This window comes from Pseudomonas sp. SIMBA_068, assembly GCF_046534705.1.
Classification (GTDB): Bacteria; Pseudomonadota; Gammaproteobacteria; order Pseudomonadales; family Pseudomonadaceae; genus Aquipseudomonas; species Aquipseudomonas putida.
The window spans coordinates 1-236 of the sequence record NZ_JAWRYI010001641.1 but is presented as its reverse complement, the minus strand read 5'-3'; the positions used below and the strand labels follow the sequence as shown (position 1 = coordinate 236).

The window sequence follows — 236 nt, the reverse complement described above, 5'->3', positions numbered from 1 at the left end:
GTTTCCTGGTACATCGGATGCAGCTGGTCGAGCATGGTGGTGATCGCGTAAGGGCACAGGTCGAAGATTTCGCGTACCAGCTTGATGATCTTGTCGTCGCTGATCTTGCCGGTGCCGAAAGTATTCAGCGAGATCGACGTAGGCTGCGCTACACCGATGGCGTAGGACACTTGAATCTCGCAACGCTCGGCCAGGCCGGCGGCGACAATGTTCTTGGCCACGTAACGACCGGCGTA

At 57.6% G+C, this 236-nt stretch carries 1 protein-coding gene; it reads right to left on the bottom strand.

Going from position 1 to position 236, the window contains the following annotated elements; translation table 11 throughout:
* The coding region (locus SB756_RS35295) for a methionine adenosyltransferase domain-containing protein (RefSeq protein WP_410913909.1) at positions 1–236 on the bottom strand (236 nt) is incomplete at both ends.